Below are 19,652 nucleotides of genomic sequence, written 5' to 3' on the forward strand. Positions count from 1 at the left end.
TTAAAGGTTAAAAGTTATGTAGTTTCCAATCGATCGCGTCCCCTAGCGAGTAGGGGATCTAATCGATTCTCTTTCTAAAGAGATTAAAGAGAATGTTTCCAATCGATCGCGTCCCCTAGCGAGTAGGGGAACACAGACAATAACGCGACTGTTTCTGATTTTCCTTTGTTTCCAATCGATCGCGTCCCCTAGCGAGTAGGGGATCAGAAAGTCTAAAACTGTTGACTGCCTAGAGTTTTTGTTTCCAATCGATCGCGTCCCCTAGCGAGTAGGGGATTTATGTAATGCGAACCTGCAAGAACCATCCAGAACGGTTTCCAATCGATCGCGTCCCCTAGCGAGTAGGGGAAAAATTGAGCTTGAAAAAAAATCGTTTGACGCTAGGTTTCCAATCGATCGCGTCCCCTAGCGAGTAGGGGAATCACCGCGGTCGCGGACGGGCGTGCCGCGGTGGCGAGTTTCCAATCGATCGCGTCCCCTAGCGAGTAGGGGAATACCCAACCATCGCATTCCGCCCAACATAGAAGAGAGTTTCCAATCGATCGCGTCCCCTAGCGAGTAGGGGACTTAGAAGAGATTTGCCAAAGGGCTTACAGTTTGGGTGTAAAAGTTTCCAATCGATCGCGTCCCCTAGCGAGTAGGGGAGTAAAACAAACAACAGAGAACACGGCAATGACTACTCAGTTTCCAATCGATCGCGTCCCCTAGCGAGTAGGGGAGTACCCATATTAGCACCCTTACACCGCCTCGAGTCTAGACATCATTTGCGAACCCTCCGCAAAAAACAGGTGAAAAACAAAAAATACAAACACAAAAAAGCCTTGAAACCCATGCCCAGCAAAGCATCGAGGGCTAACACGCAAAAACGTCATTTCAGCCCCAAACGCCAACCCATCGCAAAACCATGATACAAAACGGCTCAGATCGAGGCAGAGCAAAGCATCAGCGATCAAACAACGACTATGGACGGGGAGGTAGTTTTGGTAAAACATCCCTAATCGGTTCGCGGATTGGCAATTTATCCAACTCTTTTCTATCTAGATCTCGCGGTTCTAACTTCTTGATTTCCTTATTGACCTCATCCTTACCACGCTGCTCCAAATTTTTAATCTCCTTTTTGACATCCTCTTTCACATTATTTTTTTTATCCAGAATCACCTTAGCACTTGGGAAAAGCGCTTCAAACTTAGCTTGAACCTTACCCAAACTTGGCAGATCCCTTCTAAAACCCTTTACAGCAGGACTACTCAACAACCGCTCATACTCCGACTGCGAAATCTTTTGCAACTCCAGTTTTCGCTCTTTCCTAAAATTACGGAGCCTTTCACCACTCCTAACCAACTGCACCTGCGGATTCGGCTCATTGCGCGTGACCGCCACCTCACCCTCCAAAACTTGAATCTGATCATTACCCTGCTCATCAACTTCCAATAGATAAGTCGTACCACGCACCGCCGCACTGATAGAAGAAGTACAAGCCGAGACAGCACCATTAATTAACACACTACCCTTTTGTAATTGAGCACCACACTTACCCACCGTCAAAAGCGAATTCTTACTAAGACGCGCGATCGCATTATTATTAAACTCTATCTCAGCCCTAGACTCACCCGTCCTGACCTGCTCCTGCGACTTCGCCACATCATTAACCGCCGCCTTGCGATCGCGAATAAAAACCTCATCCCCATCAAGAATTTCCGTCACCTTAGCCGATTGACCATCAACATTCAGTTGACTGGCAGGCGAAGCCGTTGGAGTAGCAACTGTCGGCGCAGCAGAACTTGACACGGAGCTAGACACAGGACTGGGCGCAGAACTAGATAAAGAATTTGGCGCAGAATTTGGCGAAGGCTCATTGTTACTACAGCTAGCAAGTAACGAAATCAAAATTAGGAATAGCGCTTTTTTCATATTTACAAGACCTCACAAGGTTTTCGTATCTTGACAGCTCTAAATTGATAGCTATAGCAATCCTAAAACCAAAACCAGAGAGCATACCGCCTGCGCAGCGGGCGGTATGCTCTTCTAGGTTTTAAGTTTACTTATGCCTAGCTATTTATAAGTTAGTGGAGCGAAGCCGAAGCCCCATTTTTCCCATAAAAATATTATTTTTTCATAAATAATTTGGGACTGCTATCCAAGCATGTAAATTAAGACATAAAATCCATTCCCAGAGTTGCCGTACTCCAACCCACAACGCTATGAATATTTTTTATGAATATTTTTTAGCAAAAGATGAGTAGCGATGAGCAGCGATGCCACGTATCCTTGATCGCTCCCACGATCTCACCTTAAAATCGCGATCGGCAAGTTTGTTTTTGTAACTAAAACACAGGGTTAATTCCATGATTACCTATACAACAAAGCGACAATCCGTAGATCGATCAGCCTTAGTGCAACCCGATGCCAGTACCTGCCAAAGCGCCGCAATTTGTGAAGCCCTTGGGAAACCAGCTGCAGATATCGAAACAGTACGAACAGCCTTACTCGGCTTGGGAACGGCGGGCGACCCTACCGTCATGGGGGCTTATCTCAAAAGTGTCATTGGCGACAAGTACCGCTATAACGGCAATGCCAGCCTACTCGATATGCTTGCCGCAATTAGAGATTTAGGAGCATTCTTAATCATCCATACCAGCCTGACTATCAGCGGACATGTGATCTCGATAAACGCCGTTGATACCGATGACACTGGCATCATCCAAAATTTCCATGTTTTCGATTCGTGGAGTGAATTCGATGGCGCAAGCTTCTCCTATCCCAATCTAGCCGAGGATTGCTTTGCAGGATTGTATTCCAAGAATTTGATATATTCAGCTTGCGTCGCAGACGATGGAAAATTTGAGACCGCAAAAGCTCAGTACTTACTAGATGCTCCCGATAGCCAAAAGAAAGGAGCTTGGTTGCATATCGTCCTCCCCTAGCTGTCCAATTCCTTAAGAAATTGGTAACGCTTCGCGCCACTACTCTCCTAAGGAAATTTTTGAAAGCTTTGCTTTGCAAAGCTTTCAAAAATTTCCTTGGTCTGGATTTGAGCGCGAAGCGCTGTAATTTAGCTAACAGCAACTTCAAAATGACGGGACTGATCGGGATCGAACCGATGACCTAGCGCTTAGGAGGCGCTTGCTCTATCCAACTGAGCCACAGCCCCAAAACCGTTACAAGATCGCTTTTAAAAAGTAATTTTAAAAAAGCTCAAAAAGCAACATAGACATTATAGCAAGCACCTGTAAAAAATATTAAAGCCCAAGAGAGGATTGCTACGCAGAGCGTAGCAATCCTCTCTTGGGCTTTATACCAAATGAGTATCAGTAGAAGTATCAATGACTAGTAACCGATAAGCCCTCAACAATCATTGCCGATACATACAGAGAACCATGCCATTGGCGATCGCTAGCCACGGCAACCACCTGATTGAGTGCAGTATAAGCATTTCCCGACAGCATCGTATCCTTCACCCTGCCGATGATTTTGCCATTTTTAACGCGATAGCCCAAATCGACATTAATCGAAAAATCCCCCGACAAGTCCATATCGTCACCGAGAACTTGATCGACGATCAATCCATTTTTTAAAGTTGCCGCCAATTCTAAAATATCGCCTTGAATAGTTTGACTGGCGGAGATTGCTAAATTAAATAGTCCCGGACTAGGATAATTGCCCAAATCCCCGCGAAAACCGTTCCCCGTAGCCGCAATATTTAACTCATCGCAAGTCTTGAGATCGCCATAAAACCCCTGTAAAGTACCGCGATCGATCCATTTAATTTCTTGAGTTGGCGTGCCTTCATCATCAAAGGGCGAGCTATAAACCCCAAAATCGGGATGTTGCGTCACGCTAAACATATCAGCAATTACTGGCTGTCCGACCTTATCTTGCCAAGGGGTAGCTTTTTGCAGCACCTGCCTGCCACTCATCGCCATCGCCACTATTCCCCAGAGCAGATCAGCAGCCTTGCTCGTAAAGATCACAGGTACTTTCCCCGATGGCGCAGGCGCATTTTTCTTCGCCCAGTCTAAATATTGCCGTACCTTTTGGGCGATCGCCTCAGGCGACAAGTTTCCCCGCTCCGATCGCCCATACCAAACATTGAGAAAATCATCGCCCCGCGTCAACTCCGCACTCAGAGAGCCATCCACCGTAATATCAGTGTAGCCGCAGTCCAAGCCCCGACTATTCAGAATACGTACCGTCTCGCGACTACAATCCCAATCCGCACTACAAATTGCCTCAGGATAACTTGCCAATACCTGCGCGATCGCCTCGCGCCCCCAATCAACCATCTGTTCGACATTAATCTCCTTTCCATAGAGTTTGGGGTAATCAGCAACGGTAGTTTCCCGCAATCGGATCTCTTCAGGCTCGTTCAGCCCACTCAAGGCGATCGCTTGCGCGACCAAGTCAGAGGGTTCGACCGATCCATAGGCGATCGCTAAACCCACTCTCCCCCCTTGCCAAACGCGCAGTCCCACCCCTTCAGAGTCAATACTTTCAAGCTGTTTCAGGCGATTTGCCTCAAAAAAAACAGGATGCGAAACTGAATTCGAGACATATACTTCCGCAGCTTCCGCTCCTGATTTGAGGGCAAGTTCTAGTAATTGTTCGGGGTCAATGGTCATGGCGATCGCTAAGGATTTCTCAACCTAGATGCTACCAAATAGCGACAACCTCCAGATATAGAATGGCGGCGCAAATCACCACCATTCTCTTCTGGGATTTTATTCGAGATTTGAGAAAGGGTTTGCTATGCAAACCCTTTCTCAAATTCCAAAAGTAAAAGCCTTGCTTAGCAAGGCTTTTACTTTTGGAATTTAAAAATTTGCCAGCTTAACCTGAACTGACGTGAATACCAATTCAAAAAATGGCAATGCCATTTTTTGAATTGAGTTTAGGTAGCATGGCGACCCATTAAACCAGCAAGATTAGCTAGAGCAGTAAAACCGCGTTTCATTTTTTGCTTGCGCTGCATCTTGCGAAGAATATTAACCACAGCCTCTAAGTCATGGTTATCATCTGGAGGCTTCTTGGCACGAAGATGTTTGAAAGGTAGCGTGATCCCAAAATGAAGAGCGGCATTGCAAAAAGCATTGAGCATCGCCCGTTCAGGAGCATGAACGCCAATGGCAGTCTCTCCCACTTGAATCAAGCAGCCTTTGTCACTGCCCGTTGCCTCGCGGGTAATCCCACCGACAGTCAGCAGACAGCGCATGGTGATGTAGTCCGATACAGCCACAGGCGAGGAAAAGCTTACCTGCCAATTATCCTTATGAGCATCTAGGCGCGAACAAAGCATTTGCCAAACCGTAAAGAATTCCGAAGACTCGTTTTGACCGACAACATTTTCTGAAATGCCAAAAGAGCGTGCCTTAGAAGCCGATAAACTGAGGATTGGAGCAGATGAATCAGGAAAGCGCGTCATAGAGGAGACCAAAAACTCTTTGATTAATGTACGATAATCAAAGAAAAAAGTCACCCCCCATTTATAGGTAAAAAGATGCAAAAACAGGCAAAAAATAGCTTGGCAAATATTTTACTAATTCTTACAGATTCAAGCTCTTGATCCGTCGCCCATTAATGGCATGTTATAGCTATAGCTATCGCCAAATGGATCAGGACATAAAACCCAAAATCATGTTGTCGTGCGGAGCGCGACAACATGATTTTGGGTTTTAATTTTGTCCTCATAAGACTGGCGGTAGCTATATATTCACTTAAAAACCCAATAGAGAGTTGCGGCGCGAAGCGCCGCAACTCTCTATTGGGTTTGATTACTGACTATAGCTATGCCTAGAGCGCATGAATCACATTGGTGACCACTCCCCAAATATGCAAATCAACATTTTCATCGATTTCAATGGGTTGAAAATTTGGATTTTCGGGCATTAACCACAGTTTATTCCGATGCTTGCGCAAGCGCTTTACCGTTAGCTCTCCATTCACAACTGCGATCACGACCTTGCCGCTAATGGGTTCAATTGCGCGATCGACCACTAACAAGTCGCTGGGATGAATACCAGCATCCAGCATCGAATCACCGATAACCCGCACTAAAAAGGTCGATTCTGGATGCTTCACCAGATGGCGATTGAGGTCGATTTTTCCCTCTATATAGTCTTCAGTCGGGGCGGGCAAGCCTGCGGCAACTGGATTAAGATAAAGAGGTATCCTGCATCTAGTATCGCTATTGGTCGAAAATATCGACGCGACAATAGTTGATGGCTCTATCTTTTGGGGGTTTTGTAAGTTTTGGGGAATTCTCGCTAAGGCTTCTAAAATCTCATCGGCAATACTTACTGGCAAGCGCACAGCTTTAGTCGTTTCATTATATTTGCCAGTACCTACAGGACGGCCTGCACCCTGACGCTTCCCACCACGCGGCATAGTCTTTCTCTCTCGCTATTTAAATTAATTAAGTTGCCCGCATATCATGACGATGATAATTAAGGCGATCGCCTTAATTATCGCCACAGATATAAGAATGCGATTATATGAATATCGTACGCTAACAAAGATAATTTGCAAGAATTAGCGATTATTTTTATAGCTGCCGTCAAGCTATAAAACCCAAAAGCTTGTTAGGGACGATCCGCAAAATTTGGAATGCAGGATAGAGGAACCACTCAGGGAGGATTTCCAAAGGAGTTGCAAAGGGATTAGCAGGTTCGCCAACCATCGTCGGATCAAGCACTGCCAAACCAGTAATCAAAGCGATCGTGCCAGTAATAACTACGGGGAACATGTACAGGAGGTCATTTGGCCAAGCTGGTTCGCCATAATAATTGTGACCCATGTTCTTTTCCAACTTTGCCCGCAAAATTGGATCGTTCAAATCGGGAAGCTTTTCAGTCTTTGCCATTTTATCGCTCTATGTTATGGAGTAATGGTTTTCTAAAATTATGTAGTACGGAAATCGTAGGGGGGAGGCAAATACAAGAAACCTTACAAACGAAGGTTTACAAGGGACCAGAAATGCCTTGCTTGCGAATCATCAAGAAGTGGGCAAGCATGAACACAGCAATCAACCAAGGTAATACAAAGGTATGCAAGCTGTAGAAACGGGTAAGGGTTGCTTGTCCGACGCTTTGACCGCCACGGAGTAGTTCTACTAAGGTTCCGCCGACAACAGGAATGGCATCAGGTACGCCAGATACGATCTTTACCGCCCAGTAGCCGACCTGATCCCAAGGTAGAGAATAGCCAGTTACGCCAAAGGTAACGGTGATAACGGCAAGGATTACGCCAGTGATCCATGTCAATTCACGGGGCTTTTTGAAACCACCAGTCAAATAAACGCGGAATACGTGCAAGATCATCATCAAAACCATCATGCTTGCCGACCAACGGTGAATCGAGCGGATTAACCAGCCGAAGTTAACATCAGTCATGATGTAGCGGACAGATTCAAAGGCTTCCGTGACGGATGGCTTGTAGTAAAAGGTCATCGCGAAACCTGTCGCAAACTGAATCAGGAAGCAGGTGAGGGTGATGCCGCCAAGACAGTAAAAAATATTAACGTGAGGAGGAACGTACTTACTCGTAACGTCCTCTGCAAGCGCCCCGACTTCAAGGCGATCGTTAAACCAATCGTAAACTTTACTCATGTAATTGAAAAACCCAAGATTGCTGAACTAGTTAACAATTTTTTGATAGCTGTAATATATTTTAATGCTTTTGACAGATGTAAGCAAAGCTAAACATAGTTTTTTAACAGGCTTTAAAAACTTATATCAGATTTCCCCAGTGCATATCGAGCTTTAAGCGCTAACTCCAAGCAAATAAAGCAAATACTTGTTTGATTGGCTTGAGTTTGAGGATTCTTTGACCAGTTTTCACATCAATCACCCTATTAATCACCTAAAAATCATGACCATGAACGATTTACCAGATAAATCCACGGATAAAGATAGCGATCGCCCCGAAAGCCATAGCGCCATTATCCGCGAGATGAATATCGATGATATCGCCCCAATTTTTCACTTAGGCGAGCAATTATTTACTAGCGATCTCTATCCATACCTCTATCGGACATGGGACGAATGGGAGGTAATCGGCATGTACAATACGGACTCCGAATATTGCTTGGTTGCCGAAGTTGACGATCAACTAGCAGGGTTTATTCTCGGCACAATTATTATTAAGGCTTCATGGAAATATGGCTATATCACTTGGTTAGGGATTAGCCCCAACTTTCAGCGCAAGGGGATTGCCGATCGCCTTGTCGATAAGATCGTGGAGCGGATGATCGAGGATAACGTCAGGTTTATGCTCGTTGATACCGACCCCGCCAATACCCCCGCCATTAATTTCTTTACTCGCAAAGGTTTCGGCAATGCCAGAGAGCATGTTTTCCTGTCGCTAAATCTCGCCAAACATGAATATTACGGTAGATTGATTAATTACGAACGGGATAAAGCCGAGCGCAACCGTCCGCGATCGCGCCGCCGTACTTAAATTTAATTTTGTTTAAAGTTTGTATGGGGCATCAATCCATTTCTTGAGAAAAGGACTGACTTTGACTAATAACGATCGCAGTTTTGTGTAATCGTTAGTCTCATGATGAATACGTCCGAGGACAATCCCCACATGGCGATTTTGACTAGCAGCAAACTGGGCGATCGCAGACTTAGAAAAGTATGGTTTAGTTCTTTGGAAAAACAAACTAAAAGCTGTTGGTTTAAGAAGCCAGTCTCTTGCTTTTTGATTAGCCTCTTGCTCTTGGGGGGTAATGTCGCCTTCGTCAAGGTTATCTAAGTAAAATCCCTCATGCTTAAGAATGATGTGCGCCAGTTCGTGCATGAGCGTAAACCAAAACCAATCAATGCGATCATGTCTTAGTGTCAGCGCAATTACTGGATGAGCATCAACATAGAAAGCTGCACCATCTAAGTGAGTTTTGTTGAGATGAGGAACGATCACAAAGTGAATCCCTAAGCTAAGCAATAGGTCAGGAACTTTAGAAATATCTTCTTCTCGTTCAGCATAGGAAAGCAGAGTAGGAATCGCAAATTGCAGTTTGTCATGATCAAATTTGCTAACTTTTTGCGTTTTAGAGATATTTTCAACACGCTTTGCCCAAGCAATCCGAGCATTAACCTCTGATTCTTGGTCAGGATTACAACGCAGATTAGCTGCTAATTTAGGTGTTTCATTCGGAGATGTGATGCCTAAAAATTGACATACATTTTTTTCTAGATCTTCAATCGAATCAGATGCTTGAATCCATCCACGCCTAATAATTTCTGATACAGGAGTAATACTATAGAGCTTACTTTTGCGACTTATTTCTTGTTCTGCTGTTTCTTTTTGGGCAAGATGTAGACGGTAGTTTGCTTCTAAGTTAGTCCAAAATTGAGCGGAAGTCCCAAAAGCAGCAGACAATTCTATAGCAGTTTCAGGAGTTATTTGCTTTGTCCCCTTAACAATTTCATTAATAGCTTGAGCAGGTCTGTCTATAATTTCGGCTAAATCTTTTTGTGTCCATCCCCGCGCATCTATTTCTTCGCTCAAAATAGTGCCAGGAGAGGGAACTCTTGCTGGTTTAAGTTGTTTAATCATAGTTTTGCGCCTTTTACTTGTAGTGATCGCTAATTTCTAGAACTTGTATATACTTACCTTGCTTATCTTCTTCAATTGTCAAAATTAGTCGCCATTGCTTATTGAGGCGCATTGAGTATTTACCTTTTTTATCTCCCACCAATTTTTCTAATCGCCTACTTTTTGGCTCACGTAAATCCTGTTCATTTGATGCCGCAACTATTCGAGACATAACATTAAAGAAAGCTTCAACCACGCCTGCTTCATACTTATCTTCTCCTTTTAGTTCAGTATATAAAGCCTCCAGCCTTTTACTTTTAAATAAGAGTCGCATAATTAACCTCAAATCTTTATTTGGGGTTAATTATAACAGTTGATTCATCTAGAGGGTGAATGGCATAATGACTACATTACTATTTTTAAAATAAAAATGATGTATCAGTCTGATACCAACTAATTGGATACAGGTTCAATTACTACATATAGTGTCTAGAGTGTTTGCATAACTCTTGAGAACCCTAAATAAATTTGTAAAGTTTTGTAAAGTTGTTTTTTATTGCCTTGCTGAGACATTAGTTAGGATGTAAACAGATAAATCTAGATTTGAATGGGATAGTATGATTTCATGAGCGATCATTTGTATGATGCCAATAAAGTTTCTTTTGAGGAAGCTCCATTTCAAGCTTACTTTGAAAGGTTGTCACTTGAGTTTAGCGACAAATATGAAATTTGGGTGCGGAATGAGAATTGTAGCCAATTTATAGCAGTAGGTATCGTGAACAGAGTCTCACAAATAGCCGTTAGTATTTGTTTGAAATGTAATGGTGTAGAGATTTATGACCCATTAAGCGTAAAGGTAATTGAGCAAACAAGAAATCACCTTGCTTCAGCCGTTAAGGAAGATTTACGCATCAACTATCCACCGCATTTAGTATGAGGATTATTTGCAAATGAGTGATATTCCAGTTCAGCTACTTCAGCATCTTGGTAAACATGGTGTTCGCATGAGGCAATTTCTAGGCGAAAACTTCAGCAACGTATGAATCTCAACGTCGGGAAATGGCTAGAGAAGCACGCCAAATTAGTGCAATAGCTGCGGCAGCTATTGCGCCTATGCCGATACCGTTTGCCGACATCTGGACAATTACACCTGTGCAGATGCTTATGGTTCGCGCTATTGGTAATATTTACGGGTACAAACTTGACGCTAAAACAGTCAAAGAAATGCTTGCAGTTGTTGGAGGCGGAATGCTTGGTCAACAGATTTGTCTTGCGTTATTCAAAATTGGTTTGCCGGGGGCTGGAGGTTTTGGGGGTGCTGCATTTGTATTTTTCTGGACACATGGTATTGGTAATGCAGCAGAACTTTACTTTCAGAGCGGTATGACTGCCACTAACGAAGATCTTGCAGCAGCACGCAAGGAAGGAATGAACCAAGCAAAAATGAATCCCCACTAAACGAGTAACGACTACCCTAGTGCGATCGCTGCTTAAGGTAAGTTAATGAAATGCACCTTTTTGATTTGTCTGAGGCTTTTTATTAATGGGTTAGGTCAAAACTGCCAAATGATTTAAGGCAGTCTGACAGTCGGCTTTAATTTGATCTTTAAGTGCATCCAGTGACGCGAATTTCTGTTCGGGGCGAATAAATTTGACGAGATCTACATTTAGCTCTTGATTGTATAGATCCCCTTGCCAATCGAATAGATGCACTTCCACCGATCGCCGATCGCCATTTACTGTGGGTCTTAAGCCAATATTCATTACCCCAAATATGGGCTTAGAGCTAGAGCTAATATTTACCCGTACAGCATAAACCCCATCGCGGGGCAAACACTTTTGAGGAGGGAGATCAAGATTTGCAGTCGGGAAGCCGATAGTGCGCCCTAACTGCTTGCCTTGGATGACTTTGCCCACCAGATTATAAGGACGACCGAGCAGAGCATTGGCAAGATCGACTTCACCCTTGGCTAGGGCAACACGAATATTGGAGCTACTGATCCTAATTGGTGATGGATCGTTAATCTGCATTGTCTGCTCTGGAATGACCGTCAAGCGATCGCCCCAAATATTATGTAAATCGGTGACATTGCCCTGACGTTTTTGTCCGAAGTGAAAATCAAAGCCCACACTAATGAGTTCAACTTGGAGAGAATCAATCAAAATTTTCTGAATAAATTCCGCCGCCGTAAGTTTGGCAAGATCTGCGTCAAAGGGCAGCAAAACTAACTGCTCGACCCCCAGCAACTTTAACAGGGCGACTTTTTCATCGAAGGGGGCGAGGAGTAATCGCTGCTTTTGGCTAAAAAATTCTTGAGGATGGGGTGAAAAAGAAACAACAGTGCTGGTTAAACTTGGATCGCGTAGCGCCTTCGGCAAAATAGGTGCAATCACACGACAATGACCTACATGTACGCCATCAAAATTACCAAGGGCGATCGCAGTAGGTCGAGAAATTTGGGTTGGGTCAAAAATTACTCTCACGCTTAATATTTTGACACAATATAGTAATGCAAGGTTTGCTTAGGGCATAAAAAACAAAAGACGCATCGCGACGCGATGCGTCTTTTGTTTTTTATAGCTACCGCCAACTGTATCAGGACATAAAACCTCAAAGAGAGTTGCCGCTCGGAGAGCGGCAACTCTCTTTGGGGTGCAGCGCAACACTCTTCTGGGCTTTGTTTTTCTGGCTATAGCCGTACAAAATGGCTTGTCTAGGGGGCGAACGATCCTCTTGCCCCAGAGAATGACATCGCATGAAGAATTGTCATGAGATTCTGGTATGTTTGAGGTTCGCCGTTAGCTGACAATCCATGACCGTTAGAGAAACTTTTCGTCGCACAAAAATTGTTGCTACTATTGGACCCGCGACCAGTAGCCCCGATATGATTCGCCAGCTTATTGAAGCAGGCGCTAGTACTTTTCGCCTCAACTTTTCCCACGGTACCCATGCCGATCACCATCGCAGCATTTGCAATATTCGTCAGGTATCCAGTGAATTAAATCAACCCGTTGGCATTTTGCAGGATTTGCAAGGTCCCAAAATTCGCCTTGGAGTCTTCAAAGAAGGACCGATTACCCTAAATAAGGGCGATAAATTTACACTGACTAGTCGCAAGGTTGACGGCAATTCTGAAATTAGTTGCATTACCTACGACACCTTAGCGGAGGAAGTGCCCATTGGCGCGGTCATCATGCTCGATGATGGCAAGGTCGAGATGGTCGTTGAAGATGTCAATGCAGAATTAGGCGATCTCTATTGTCGTGTCGTCATTGGTGGCACACTTTCAAATAATAAAGGGGTAAACTTCCCCAACGTGCATTTATCGGTCAGTGCCATGACCGACAAAGACCGCGAAGATTTACGCTTTGGACTCTCTGAGGGTGTGGACTGGGTTGCCCTTAGTTTTGTCTGCACACCTGAAGATGTACTGGAAGTTAAGGATTTAATTGCGGCTTCGGGACGCAAAGCCAGCGTCGTCGCCAAAATCGAGAAGCATGAAGCGATCGCCAATATGGAAGCGATTCTCTCAGTTTGCGATGGCGTAATGGTAGCGCGGGGAGATCTCGGGGTGGAAATTCCTGCGGAAGATGTACCGATCGCCCAAAAGCAACTGATTAAAACTGCCAATCGCCTTGGCATTCCCGTCATTACGGCAACACAGATGCTCGATAGCATGGTGAACAACCCTCGCGCCACCCGTGCAGAAATCTCCGACGTAGCCAATGCGATCATCGATGGTACCGATGCGGTCATGCTCTCCAACGAAACTGCGGTGGGTAAATATCCCATTTTGGCAGTGGAAACCATGGCAAGAATTGCCGTTCGCATCGAAAGAGAGCAGGATCTCAAAATGCAACCCCTAGAAAGTATGGGGCGTGCTATTCCCAATGCAATCAGTCAAGCCGTAGGTAATATTGCCATCCAACTCAAGGCAGCAGCGATCGTAACCCTAACGAAAACGGGTTCAACGGCTCGTAATGTTAGCAAGTTCCGTCCACCGATTCCCATTTTAGCGGTTACCCCCAATGTGCAAGTAGCGAGACGCTTGCAAATGGTTTGGGGCGTACAACCGATGGTATTAATCTCCTTACCATCAGCTCGCCAAAACTTTGAGGCAGCCCTCAACCTCGCCCAAGAAATGAAATTGCTCTCCGCAGGCGATCTCGTTGTCATGTCGGCAGGGACTTTGCAGGATGTAGCGGGATCGACCGATCTGATCAAGGTTGAGTTTGTGTCATCGGTGGTCGGTAAAGGTTTAAGCATTGGTTCGGGCATCGTTCATGGTCGAGCTAGGGTCGCCTTCCACCATCTCGATGTGCGCGACTTTAACGAAGGTGAAATCCTCGTCATCGATCGCACTGATGCCGATTATATCGAGGTAATGCGCAAGGCTTCCGCAGTAATCACCGAAGAGTCAAGCCTTGACTCCCATGCCGTAGCGATCGGACGAAAGCTGGGCGTTCCCGTATTAATTGGCGTGCATAATGCCACGGGCTTTATCCGCGATGGCGAACCCCTCAGCGTAAACTTTAGCAAAGGCATGATCTACTCTGGTTCGCGATCGGACGATCTGACGTTTTAGCTATAGTGTGTAAAGTTCGCTAGGCGAACTTACACATTTATGAAGCTCGCGCTAATTTGATGTGATGTGCCACGATGGCTTTGAGTGGATCGATCGGTGCTGGCGTTCCCCAAGACTAGGCTAATCATGCGATCGGTCATGAGCTAACGGCGTTGCATGGTCTTATACCAATTTCCAAAATGGCGTTACATTTTGGAAATCTCAAAGCCTTAATGGGTTTGGTTTTCAATTCCCAAAAGTGTAGCCACACTTTTGGGAATTGGTATTACAGAGTTTTTTATTTATTTTTTATTTATATAGGTATGACCCAAAAGCTCCTATTTGTCTGTCTCGGAAACATTTGCCGATCGCCTGCGGCGGAAAATATTATGAATCACTTGATTGCAAGGGCAGGAATTAGCGATCGCTTTATATGTGACTCGGCGGGAACGGGTGGATGGCATGTGGGCGCACCACCCGATCGCAGAATGAGAGCGGCTGCCAAGGAAAGAGGTTTAGACTTCGTCGGTTCAGCAAGACAATTTGAGGCGATGGATTTGCGGGAATTCGATCTGATTTTGGCAATGGATCGAGACAACTATCGCAATATTCTCGCTCTTGATCCGCAAGGCAAATTTACTCATAAGGTAAAGATGATGTGTGATTATTGCGAAACTTATCCCGATAAGGAAGTACCCGATCCTTACTACGGCGGAGCGGATGGATTTAATTATGTGATTGATTTGCTTTTTGATGCCTGTAAAGGGCTACTCAAATCTTTAAGTTAAGTAGCTAGGCGCAGAATATAAAACCCAAAAACCTGTGGCGCACGCTGCGCGTGCGCCACAGGTTTTGATACTGGATTTTAACTATGCTCAGCTACTTACAGCAATTATCGATCAAACGAACCACAAGGAAATTTTTAAAAGCGTTGCGCAGCAACGCTTTTAAAAATTTCCTTGGTTTGGATTTGAGCGCAAAGCGCTGTAAAACCTATAGCAACGTAAGGTTTGCTTAGGACATAAACCCCTAAAGATGAGTGGCGGCGCGAAGCGCCGCCATTTATCTTGAGAGGTTTGGTATAACCCACATTCCGCTCTTATTTTACTGAAAAAAGTATTTAGAAAACAAATCCTTATACAGTAAGTGTTTTGAGCTTTGCCAGCAAAAATATCACTATCTTAATACTTTAAATAGTGATGCACTAATAGGAATTAATATCATTAATTTTTCCAAAAATCACTGAAACCCTCATTGTCTCGTTTTAAATATTTTTAGGCTTCCATTACGAGCGGAATGTGGGGTATAAAAGCATAGTGAAGACAATTCTCACTTTTTACTTCCATCCTCATCGCCAATTTTACTGGTGGAAATAATATGAATATCGACATTCTTAAGTAATCGTAAAATCCTTTGGGTCAGCGACCCCTTAAATAAAATTTGCCACCGCGATTTTTGGCTTTCTCCCATCACAATCTGGGTAACCCGATAATTTTTTGCCGTATCCACGATCGCCTTTAAAGCATTGCTATCGCTTACCCGAATAAAAGTGCCTTCAAATTCTTTGCACAATCGTTCGCAAGTCTCTATATGGAGGCTTTCAGCCTTGGTTAAAAACCGTTCGGGGTCGTCAACAAACAGCACATAAAGTTGCGCATGCATATAGCCTGCAATCCTCGCACCCCGCCTCAATAACTGCAAAGAATTAGGATAGGTGGAAACGCAAACTAACACCCGTTCGTGAATGTTACAAATTAGATTGCTAGCCGAATTAGTAGAATCATGGGCTTCAAGATCATCTTCAATATTATCGGCAATTTCTCTCAGCGCCAACTCCCGTAGGGCAATCAAATGACGGCGCTGAAAAAAGTTGTTAAGGGATTGATCGATTTTTTCAGGTGCATAGATTTTTCCATCACGGAGTCTTTCCTGCAAGGTTTCAGGCGTGACATCGACTACAACCACCTCATCGGCATCTTCTAAAATGCGATCGGGAATGCGCTCTCTGACAATTACCCCCGTTATTTTCGCAACGGTATCATTAAGGCTCTCGATATGTTGAATATTAACGGTGGAATAGACATCGATTCCCGCTTCTAGCAGCACTTCCACATCCTGATAGCGTTTTTCGCGTTCGGCATTGGGAACGTTAGTATGCGCCAATTCATCCACTAGCGCTAATTGTGGCTGTCTCTGAAGGATTGCATTAGTATCCATTTCTGTGAGCGTCACCGACTCCCAACTAATTTGTTGGCGCGGGATTAATTCCAAACCGATCGCTTTGGCTTTTGTTTCAGCACGATTATGGGTTTCCAGCAACCCAATAACAACATCAATACCTTCCGAGCGCAGTCGATGAGCCTCTTCTAGCATTCGATAGGTTTTACCAACTCCAGGACTCATGCCAATAAATATTTTATGTTTACCGCGACGATGGGTTCTAATCATAGTTCTTTTTGCGTATAGAGCTAAAACCCGTAACGGATGCGCAACATCCGTTACAGGTTTTGGGGTTTTATATTTAATTGCGCCCAGCTACTTATGCTTTCGATAGATTGTCTAATGCAAGATTTAACTTTAATACATTCACCCCATCTTCTCCAAAAATGCCGAGAAACCGACGATCAGTACTTAGTTCGATCAGTTTTTCTAATTGACTCGGCTCGACTTTCCTTGCGAGAGTCACTTTCTGGATTTGGGCTTTAGCGGCTTCAGGGGTGATATGGGGATCGAGTCCAGAGCCAGAGGTATAAATGAGATCGGCGGTGGGATTAATACCTGCTTTTTGCAATCTCGGTAAATCTCCCTCGATCGCCTTACTAGGATCGGCATCGGCTTTCCCCTTGATGCGTCCGAGCAAATCGGGATTACTTGGTGCTAAGTTACTTGCGCCCGATACGCCCGTTTTGAGAAGCCCCGCCGTATCCTTTTGAGGGTCAGCCGAGCTGTAGCTGATGGTGCTGGGTCGGCTATTAAAATATTTATCACTGGTAAAGGGTTGTCCAATGAGACTCGAACCGATCACCTGTCCTTGGGAATTGCGGATTAAACTTCCATTTGCTTGATAAGGAAAGCCCCCTTGAGCGATCACAATCATGGCAAAGGGATAAATTACCGCAACCAACAACCAAAGAACGAGGGTAGTCCGAATAGCTTTGATAATTTCATTCATAGGATTAAAATTTCTCAGGTTGGAACATGACGGCAAAGAGATAAATGGAAAAGCTAACGGTGGCGATCCCTAACAGCCCTAGGGCATAGGCTTGAAAGCGGGTAAAACTATCGGCATTAGCGGCGAAGACCGCAGGGGCAGCTACGAGATTCAGACACAAGGCAAGAAATAAGTAGACTGGATATTTCCGCTTAATCACAAGTTGCCCAAGGCTCCCAAGATCTTCGAGGGGAAAGCCGCTATCCGTATCTCTAGCAAAGTAATTTGGGGATTTTTTCATGATTTTCAATGGGATAAATTAGGCGATGGGCAAGAGAATATCGATGAATTTAATGGCAATAAATGGAGCAATCACGCCACCTAGCCCATAGAGCAGAATATTGCGCTGTAGGAGTTGATCGGCAGTGAGAGGACGAAACTTCACGCCTTTAAGAGCCAAGGGAATTAGGGCTGGAATGATCAGGGCATTGTAGATTAATGCGGAGAGAATTGCCGACTGGGGACTTTTTAAACCCATAACATTCAAAGCCCCAATCCCTGCGGCAGCAAATATGGTAGGAATGATGGCGAAATACTTCGCAATGTCATTGGCGATCGAGAAGGTGGTCAAAGCGCCACGGGTAATCAGCAATTGTTTGCCGATCGCTACAAGATCGATCAACTTGGTCGGATCGGAATCTAAGTCCACCATATTCGCAGCCTCTTTTGCTGCCTGTGTTCCTGAATTCATGGCAACGCCCACATTGGCTTGCGCGAGTGCAGGTGCGTCGTTCGTGCCATCACCTGTCATGGCAACTAGCTTGCCCTGAGACTGTTCGCGGCGAATTACTTCAATTTTATCTTCGGGGGTCGCTTCGGCAATAAAGTCATCGACTCCCGCCTCTTCCGCAATTACCGAGGCAGTAATCTGGTTATCTCCCGTGAGCATAATCGTGCGCACACCCATCCGCCGCAATTGATCGAAACGCTCTCTCAGTCCGGGCTTAACGATATCTTTGAGATAGATCACACCATACAAATCGCCCCCCTGACATACTCCTAGGGGCGTACCACCGAGTTTCGATACTTTTTCGTAGGCAGCTTCAAACTCTTCGGGGACATTGCCAGAGCGCGATCGCACAAAGCCACGGATCGCATCAACGGCTCCTTTGCGAACTTCGATCGCATCAGGGAGGTCAGTGCCACTCATACGGGTACGGGCAGAAAATTCAATGCCCTTGGACTGTTCCCGATCAAACTTTACCACCGCTCCTGATTGTTCAGCTAACTGGACAATTGACCGCCCCTCAGGGGTTTCATCAAAGATACTGGCGGCTAAAGCTACGGAAGCGATCTCGGCGAGCGAATGTCCATTCACAGGAATGAATTCATCGGCGAGGCGATTGCCAAGGGTAATCGTACCCGTTTTATCTAGCACCAAGGTATTGATATCTCCGCAAGCCTCAACCGCTCGCCCCGATGTCGCAATCACGTTAAATTGAGCAACCCGATCCATACCCGCAATCCCGATTGCACTGAGCAATCCGCCAATCGTCGTCGGAATCAAGGCAACCAATAGGGAAATGAGAATAGCGATCGTCGTCGGTGTTTGCACATAATTGGCAAGGGGTGTGACCGTCGCCACCACAATCAAAAATACCTGCGTCAGCACCGTCAGTAGAACGGTTAAGGCAATTTCGTTAGGGGTTTTTGTCCGCTCGGCTCCCTCCACAAGGGCAATCATGCGATCAATAAATCCCTGTCCAGGATCGGCGGTAATCTTAATGGTCAATTCGTCGGAAACCACCCGAGTACCACCCGTAACCGAACTTGCAATATCCGTTCCTGGTTGCTTGAGTACTGGTGCGGATTCACCCGTAATTGCCGATTCATCTACCGAAGCCAAACCCGCGATCACTTCTCCATCAGCGGGAATCATCTCGCCGATCTTGACCTTAACGAGATCGCCTCGGCGTAGCTCCGTAGAGCTAATTTGCTCGATCGCCCCATCGGGTAGCACCTTACTAGCGATCGTATCCGATCGCGTCGTCCGCAATGAGTCCGCCTGCGCTTTACCCCGACCCTCAGCGATCGCCTCGGCAAAGTTGGCAAACAAGACCGTAAAGAAGAGAATAACCGTAATTAAGCCATTGAGAACCCGCTCTTTGTTAGGATCGGCTGCCACAGTTCCAAATAAGTTGGGATCGATCGTGACTAATAGAGTGACAATCGTCCCCACCCACACCATGAACATCACGGGATTGCGCACGGCTATACGGGGATTGAGCTTCCGAAATGCATCCCGCACCGCCCGTTGATACAGTCCAGCCATAGAGGCCTTAGGAGTATGGCGGCGCGAGTCGCGGGTGCTCCCGAGGGATTGCTTCTTTGACGAAGATGAG

General features: G+C 45.3%; 17 protein-coding genes, 1 tRNA gene, 2 pseudogenes and 1 CRISPR repeat array (1 of these 21 running past the window's edge). Of the genes and pseudogenes, 6 read left to right on the plus strand and 14 right to left on the minus strand.

The features are described from left to right. Positions 1–719: direct repeats of the CRISPR family, unit length 36 nt; unit sequence GTTTCCAATCGATCGCGTCCCCTAGCGAGTAGGGGA; it begins 711 nt to the left of the window's first position. A gap of 241 nt (positions 720–960) precedes the next feature. Next, the gene (locus PseudUWO310_RS08550) at positions 961–1,911 is read right to left on the minus strand and encodes a FecR domain-containing protein (RefSeq protein ID WP_142600264.1); all 951 of its coding nucleotides are present in this window, start codon (positions 1,909–1,911) and stop codon (positions 961–963) included. Between the two features lie 434 nt (positions 1,912–2,345). Between PseudUWO310_RS08550 and PseudUWO310_RS08555 the strand changes: the two genes are divergently transcribed. Continuing rightward, complete coding sequence (locus PseudUWO310_RS08555; protein ID WP_142600265.1) at positions 2,346–2,924, plus strand: hypothetical protein; 579 nt, start codon at positions 2,346–2,348, stop codon at positions 2,922–2,924. Positions 2,925–3,077: 153 nt separating this feature from the next. Here PseudUWO310_RS08555 and PseudUWO310_RS08560 read toward each other — a convergent pair. The 6 genes and pseudogenes from PseudUWO310_RS08560 to petB form a co-directional block, all read right to left on the minus strand. Beyond that, positions 3,078–3,151 (minus strand) — tRNA-Arg (locus PseudUWO310_RS08560). A gap of 169 nt (positions 3,152–3,320) precedes the next feature. Continuing rightward, positions 3,321–4,619, minus strand: a complete 1,299-nt coding sequence (locus PseudUWO310_RS08565) for a TldD/PmbA family protein (protein ID WP_142600266.1) — start codon at positions 4,617–4,619, stop codon at positions 3,321–3,323. Positions 4,620–4,888: 269 nt separating this feature from the next. Then, the gene (locus PseudUWO310_RS08570) at positions 4,889–5,419 is read right to left on the minus strand and encodes a hypothetical protein (RefSeq protein ID WP_142600267.1); all 531 of its coding nucleotides are present in this window, start codon (positions 5,417–5,419) and stop codon (positions 4,889–4,891) included. Between the two features lie 368 nt (positions 5,420–5,787). Next, positions 5,788–6,381 (minus strand): LexA family protein, encoded by a 594-nt coding sequence (locus PseudUWO310_RS08575; protein ID WP_009627563.1) that lies wholly within the window; start codon positions 6,379–6,381, stop codon positions 5,788–5,790. Between the two features lie 175 nt (positions 6,382–6,556). Beyond that, positions 6,557–6,856, minus strand: a pseudogene (petD, locus tag PseudUWO310_RS08580) (cytochrome b6-f complex subunit IV); the annotation flags it as partial. Positions 6,857–6,953: 97 nt separating this feature from the next. Then, entirely contained in the window at positions 6,954–7,601 is a 648-nt protein-coding gene (petB, locus tag PseudUWO310_RS08585; RefSeq protein WP_142600269.1) for a cytochrome b6, read from the minus strand. A gap of 268 nt (positions 7,602–7,869) precedes the next feature. Here petB and PseudUWO310_RS08590 point away from each other — a divergent pair, with 268 nt between their 5' ends. After that, positions 7,870–8,451: a GNAT family N-acetyltransferase gene (locus PseudUWO310_RS08590; RefSeq protein WP_142600270.1), complete on the plus strand. Its 582-nt coding sequence runs from the start codon at positions 7,870–7,872 to the stop codon at positions 8,449–8,451. A gap of 12 nt (positions 8,452–8,463) precedes the next feature. Here PseudUWO310_RS08590 and PseudUWO310_RS08595 read toward each other — a convergent pair whose 3' ends face one another. Beyond that, positions 8,464–9,555 carry a HigA family addiction module antitoxin gene (locus PseudUWO310_RS08595; protein WP_142600271.1) on the minus strand — a complete coding sequence of 364 codons (1,092 nt, stop codon included), beginning with the start codon at positions 9,553–9,555 and terminating at the stop codon, positions 8,464–8,466. A gap of 13 nt (positions 9,556–9,568) precedes the next feature. Continuing rightward, entirely contained in the window at positions 9,569–9,868 is a 300-nt protein-coding gene (locus PseudUWO310_RS08600; RefSeq protein WP_142600272.1) for a type II toxin-antitoxin system RelE/ParE family toxin, read from the minus strand. A gap of 291 nt (positions 9,869–10,159) precedes the next feature. Between PseudUWO310_RS08600 and PseudUWO310_RS08605 the strand changes: the two genes are divergently transcribed. Together PseudUWO310_RS08605 and PseudUWO310_RS08610 are read left to right on the plus strand one after the other, a co-directional pair. Beyond that, positions 10,160–10,471 carry a hypothetical protein gene (locus PseudUWO310_RS08605; protein WP_142600273.1) on the plus strand — a complete coding sequence of 104 codons (312 nt, stop codon included), beginning with the start codon at positions 10,160–10,162 and terminating at the stop codon, positions 10,469–10,471. A 116-nt stretch (positions 10,472–10,587) separates the two neighbouring features. Next, positions 10,588–10,992 (plus strand): annotated as a pseudogene (locus tag PseudUWO310_RS08610) (DUF697 domain-containing protein); the annotation flags it as partial. A 90-nt stretch (positions 10,993–11,082) separates the two neighbouring features. Here PseudUWO310_RS08610 and PseudUWO310_RS08615 read toward each other — a convergent pair. Beyond that, on the minus strand, positions 11,083–12,018 hold the full coding sequence (locus PseudUWO310_RS08615; protein WP_142600275.1) for a bifunctional riboflavin kinase/FAD synthetase: 936 nt from the start codon (positions 12,016–12,018) through the stop codon (positions 11,083–11,085). A gap of 329 nt (positions 12,019–12,347) precedes the next feature. On the opposite strand from PseudUWO310_RS08615, the gene pyk reads away from it, so the two are divergent. Together pyk and PseudUWO310_RS08625 are read left to right on the plus strand one after the other, a co-directional pair. Continuing rightward, positions 12,348–14,120, plus strand: coding sequence for a pyruvate kinase (pyk, locus tag PseudUWO310_RS08620; RefSeq protein ID WP_142600276.1), 1,773 nt, complete (start codon positions 12,348–12,350; stop codon positions 14,118–14,120). A 302-nt stretch (positions 14,121–14,422) separates the two neighbouring features. Continuing rightward, positions 14,423–14,887, plus strand: coding sequence for a low molecular weight protein-tyrosine-phosphatase (locus PseudUWO310_RS08625; protein WP_055077142.1), 465 nt, complete (start codon positions 14,423–14,425; stop codon positions 14,885–14,887). 541 nt (positions 14,888–15,428) lie between these two features. Here PseudUWO310_RS08625 and PseudUWO310_RS08630 read toward each other — a convergent pair. The 4 genes from PseudUWO310_RS08630 to kdpB all read right to left on the minus strand — a co-directional run bounded on the left by PseudUWO310_RS08630 (position 15,429) and on the right by kdpB (position 19,582). Then, entirely contained in the window at positions 15,429–16,547 is a 1,119-nt protein-coding gene (locus PseudUWO310_RS08630; protein ID WP_142600277.1) for a universal stress protein, read from the minus strand. A 91-nt stretch (positions 16,548–16,638) separates the two neighbouring features. Continuing rightward, positions 16,639–17,271 (minus strand): K(+)-transporting ATPase subunit C, encoded by a 633-nt coding sequence (kdpC, locus tag PseudUWO310_RS08635; RefSeq protein WP_142600278.1) that lies wholly within the window; start codon positions 17,269–17,271, stop codon positions 16,639–16,641. A gap of 4 nt (positions 17,272–17,275) precedes the next feature. Further along, positions 17,276–17,551 carry a potassium-transporting ATPase subunit F gene (locus tag PseudUWO310_RS08640; protein ID WP_190315956.1) on the minus strand — a complete coding sequence of 92 codons (276 nt, stop codon included), beginning with the start codon at positions 17,549–17,551 and terminating at the stop codon, positions 17,276–17,278. Positions 17,552–17,569: 18 nt separating this feature from the next. Next, complete coding sequence (gene kdpB / locus PseudUWO310_RS08645; RefSeq protein WP_055077139.1) at positions 17,570–19,582, minus strand: potassium-transporting ATPase subunit KdpB; 2,013 nt, start codon at positions 19,580–19,582, stop codon at positions 17,570–17,572. Between the last annotated feature and the right edge of the window lie 70 nt (positions 19,583–19,652).

It is taken from the genome of Pseudanabaena sp. UWO310, from assembly GCF_006861605.1.
Lineage (GTDB): Bacteria > Cyanobacteriota > Cyanobacteriia > Pseudanabaenales > Pseudanabaenaceae > Pseudanabaena.